This window comes from Mesorhizobium sp. M7A.F.Ca.AU.002.02.1.1, assembly GCF_003998535.1.
GTDB classification, from domain to species: Bacteria; Pseudomonadota; Alphaproteobacteria; order Rhizobiales; family Rhizobiaceae; genus Mesorhizobium; species Mesorhizobium ciceri.
In genome coordinates, this window is record NZ_RZPB01000555.1 from 1 (window position 1) to 4089 (window position 4089).

Here is a 4089-nt window from a genome sequence, read left to right on the forward strand (position 1 = left end):
ATCCAGCTGCGTCGGCAGGAAGGTGCGGATGATCTCCATCTCGCCGCGCTCCTGCGCGGCCAGTTCCGGCCGCTTGCCGTCATCGAAGGCTTTGGCCGATTCCTCGCGCTGCTTCACCATCTTGGCCAGGATCTGCAGGATCTCCTCGTCGCTGGCCGGCTCCTTGCCTGACCCGCGATTGGCAATGTCGCGGTCGTGAATGGCGGCCTGGATCAGCCGCAATGTCGGCAGCCGGTGCTTGTCCTGCGCCTTCATCGCGCTCTTCAGGGATTCGGCGATTTTGCCGCGCATGGTGCATTCTCCTTCGATCGGCGCGGACAATAGCGCCGCGGGCGAGCCAAGGCAAACTCTGATGTGCCGGGGCAAGCCACTGATTTTGCTAGGCGAAATAAAATATGGCGGCATTTCGCATGATCATTGACCGCCCTGCCCCCTTCCCCTATGTACTGGGCCTTGCATGAACGGAAATTTGACTGCGTGGAAGCCGCGAAATCGCCGCTTCGCGCCGTTTGCCGCGCAGATGGCCCGCCGGGCCGGTTGCAGCGCGCGGCCTGACAGGAGTGCCGCATGGCCGAGATGACGCCCGCCTTGACCCCCGCTTGGGCCACGGAAAAGCCGACCGCCCTTCTGGTGCTGGCCGACGGTACCGTCATCGAAGGTCGCGGTCTCGGCGCCACCGGCTCCGCTGTCGCCGAAGTCTGCTTCAACACGGCGCTGACCGGCTATCAGGAAATCCTCACCGATCCGTCCTATGCCGGCCAGATCGTCACCTTCACCTTCCCGCATATCGGCAACATCGGCACCAATGACGAGGACATCGAGGATCTCAATCCGCTCGCCCGCGCCGGCGCCGTCGGCGCCGTGTTCAAGGCCGATGTCACCAACCCGTCCAACTACCGTGCCGGCACTGGTCTCGACCAGTGGCTGAAGAAGCGCGGCATCGTCGCTTTGTCGGGCATCGACACCCGCGCGCTCACCGCGCTGATCCGTGAAAAGGGCATGCCCAACGCCGTCATCGCGCATGCGCCCGATGGCGTGTTCGACATCGACGATCTGAAGCGCCGCGCCGCCGCATGGTCGGGCCTGATCGGGCTGGATCTCGCCAAGGAGGTTACGTCGGGCCAGTCCTCGGTCTGGCGCGAGACACCCTGGGTGTGGAACGAAGGCTTTGGCGAACAGATCGAACCGACAATGCACGTCGTCGCCATCGACTACGGCGTCAAACGCAACATCTTGCGCCTGCTCGCCGGCCTCGGCGCCAAGGTCACCGTGGTGCCGGCCAAGTCCGGCGCCGAGGAAATCCTCGCCATGCAGCCGGACGGCATTTTTCTCTCCAACGGCCCCGGCGACCCGGAAGCCACCGGCGACTATGCCGTACCGGTCATCCGGGATCTGCTGAAGACCGACATCCCGGTGTTCGGCATCTGCCTTGGCCACCAGATGCTGGCGCTGGCGCTGGGCGGCAAGACCGCCAAGATGCACCAGGGCCATCACGGCGCCAACCATCCGGTCAAGGACCACACCACCGGCAAGGTCGAGATCGTCTCGATGAACCACGGCTTTGCCGTGGATGCCGACTCGCTGCCATCAGGCGTCGAGGAAACCCACGTCTCGCTGTTCGACGGTTCGAATTGCGGCATCACCCTGACCGGCCGGCCGGTGTTCTCGGTCCAGCATCACCCCGAGGCTTCGCCCGGCCCGCAGGATTCACACTACCTGTTCCGCCGCTTCGTCAATTTGATCCGCGAAAAGCGCGGTGAGGAATTGCTGGCCGAACGGGCTTAGCGCGATCCGGTAGCGCCGCCCCTCATTGCCCTGCCGGGATGGCCCTCCCTGGTGAGCGCAATGCGGTTGTGACTCACACCTGTGCTCCATCCTCAGCGACACCGGTGGCGACATTCGTGCGCGCTGCCGGCCTCGCAACTTTCGTCACAAAGACGATGACCGCCAGCGTCAGGAAGCACGCTCCCAGCAGATAGGGCGCGCCGCCGAAGGTCACCGGCGCGCTTGGCCCGGTGAACCAGGAAAAGATCGCCGTGTAGAGCAGCGGCGTGATGATCGAGGTGATCGAGAAGATCGAGGTCATCGCGCCCTGCAGTTCGCCTTGCGCCGAAGGCGGCACCTTGGCGGCGGCGAGGCTCCGCAGCGGCGGGTCGGCCAGCGCTTCCAGGCAGCCGACGACGATCACCGCATAGATCATCCAGCCTTGCGACGCGAAGGCGTAGCCGAAGGCGCTGGCTGCCGTGAATGTCAGGCCGATGACTGCGGTCTTCCACTCGCCAAGCCTAGGGATGACGCGCGGCAGCACCGTCGCCATGACGATCGCGCCGCACAGGCCAAAGGCGCCGAGCGAGAAGCCGATCTGCTGCTCGCTCCAGCCATAGCGGTAGCTGGAGACGAACGACCAGACCGCCGGATACATCATATGCCCGAGCGTCATCAGGAAGAAGACAAGCCCGATCCAGCCGATGCCTTGATATTGGCGCATCTGCAGAAGCGTGCCGACCGGGTTGGCGCGTTTCCACTCGAAGCGGCGGCGGTGCTTGTCATCGAGCGTTTCCGGCAGGAAAAACAAAGCGATGAGGAAATTCACGAAGGCGAGCCCGGCGGCGAAATAGAACGGCACGCGCGGCCCGAACGTGCCGAGCAGCCCGCCCAGAACCGGCCCGATGACGAAGCCGACGCCAAATGCGATGCCGAGCAGGCCGAAATTCTTAGCCCGATTGTCATCGTTCGAGATGTCGGCGATGAAGGCCGATGTCGTCGAATAGCTGGCGCCCGAAATGCCGGCCAGCACGCGCCCGATGAACAGCATCGGGTAGGACCAGGCGACGGCGCAGATCAGATTGTCGATGGAGAAGGTCAGCACCGATGCGAGCAGGATCGGCCGCCGCCCGAACCGGTCGCTCAAGCCGCCCATGATCGGTGCGAAGAAGAACTGCATCGCCGCATAGACGAAGAACAGCCAGCCGCCTTCGATCGCCGCGCCGCTGATGCTGACCCCGGTCAATTCCCGGAGATAGGCCGGCAGCACCGGCATGATCATGCCGAAGCCGATAATGTCGAGCAGCAGCGTGGTGAAGACGAGCGCAAGGCCCCGTCTGGCGGTTTTGGGGTCGATCATGCAGGATCAAGCTCCTCTGCTCGCCCTCAGGCGCAGGCGGACGCACCTTATAGGCGAGCTCGCGGAAAGGAACAATGCAGGAACAGGCCGAATCTATTCATCCTGACACCACCTGACGGCAGCATCGCCGGCAGGTGAAGCTCGACAACGGTCTGGTCAGATCGGCCCACTCAGCGTGTTGCAATCCGACAGCTTGCCGCTCTTGTAACCACGCGCCAGCCAGGTCTGCCGCTGCTGCGAGGTGCCGTGGTTGAAGCTTTCCGGCACGACATAGCCCTGCATCTTCTTCTGCAGCGTGTCGTCGCCGATCTGCTTGGCGGCGTTCAGCGCGCTTTCGATGTCGCCCTGCTCCAATATGCCTTTCTGTCCGGTGTAGTGGGCCCACACACCGGCAAAGCAGTCGGCCTGAAGCTCGATTCGCACCGACATCTGGTTGGCCTCGACCTCGCCCATGCTCTGCCGCATCTGGTTGAACTTGGACATGATGCCGGTCAGGTTCTGCACATGATGGCCGATTTCATGCGCGATCACATAGGCGCGGGCAAATTCGCCCGAAGCGCCGAACTGCTGGTCGAGTTGCTGGAAGAAGGTCATGTCCAGATAGACCTTGTGGTCGCCGGGACAATAGAACGGTCCGGCCGCCGCGGAGGCAAAGCCGCAGGCCGAGCGCACCTGGCCGGAAAACAGCACCAGCTTGGGATCCTCGTAGGTCAATCCCTGCGACTTGAAGATGCCGGTCCAGGTGTCCTCGGTCTCGGCCAGCACGGTCGCCACGAACTGCTTCATCTCGTCATTGGCCGGTGTGGCACCGTTGTCCTGGCCGCTATTGTCGGTGATCTGGCCGCCGCCGCCCGGCAGCAGGCCGCCGTCGCCACCGCCCAGGATCGTCGAAGGATCGAAGCCGAAATACCATCCGGCCAGCACCACCAGGATGACGAGGAAGATGCTGCCGCCGCCACCGGTAC

The 4089-nt window shown here is 63.8% G+C and carries 4 protein-coding genes; 1 reads left to right on the plus strand and 3 read right to left on the minus strand.

Annotation, left to right across the window (positions count from 1 at the left end):
* Window positions 1-291: GatB/YqeY domain-containing protein (locus tag EN879_RS26560; protein WP_127274341.1), on the minus strand; the 291-nt coding region annotated here is incomplete at its 3' end.
* A 276-nt stretch (window positions 292-567) separates the two neighbouring features.
* Here EN879_RS26560 and carA point away from each other — a divergent pair.
* A complete protein-coding gene (gene carA, locus EN879_RS26565) occupies window positions 568-1785 on the plus strand; it encodes a glutamine-hydrolyzing carbamoyl-phosphate synthase small subunit (RefSeq protein WP_063168786.1) in 1218 nt (405 codons plus the stop codon).
* A gap of 73 nt (window positions 1786-1858) precedes the next feature.
* Here the strand turns inward: carA and EN879_RS26570 are convergent, their stop codons facing one another.
* Window positions 1859-3124 carry a TCR/Tet family MFS transporter gene (locus tag EN879_RS26570; protein ID WP_063168787.1) on the minus strand — a complete coding sequence of 422 codons (1266 nt, stop codon included), beginning with the start codon at window positions 3122-3124 and terminating at the stop codon, window positions 1859-1861.
* Between the two features lie 156 nt (window positions 3125-3280).
* Window positions 3281-4089: neutral zinc metallopeptidase (locus EN879_RS26575; RefSeq protein WP_164774589.1), on the minus strand; the 809-nt coding region annotated here is incomplete at its 5' end.

Excerpts from the sequence above, each read along its gene's own strand:
- carA (WP_063168786.1), top strand. The coding sequence starts at position 568 with ATGGCCGAGATGACGCCCGCCTTGACCCCCGCTTGGGCCACGGAAAAG.
- EN879_RS26570 (WP_063168787.1), bottom strand. The coding sequence starts at position 3,124 with ATGATCGACCCCAAAACCGCCAGACGGGGCCTTGCGCTCGTCTTCACC.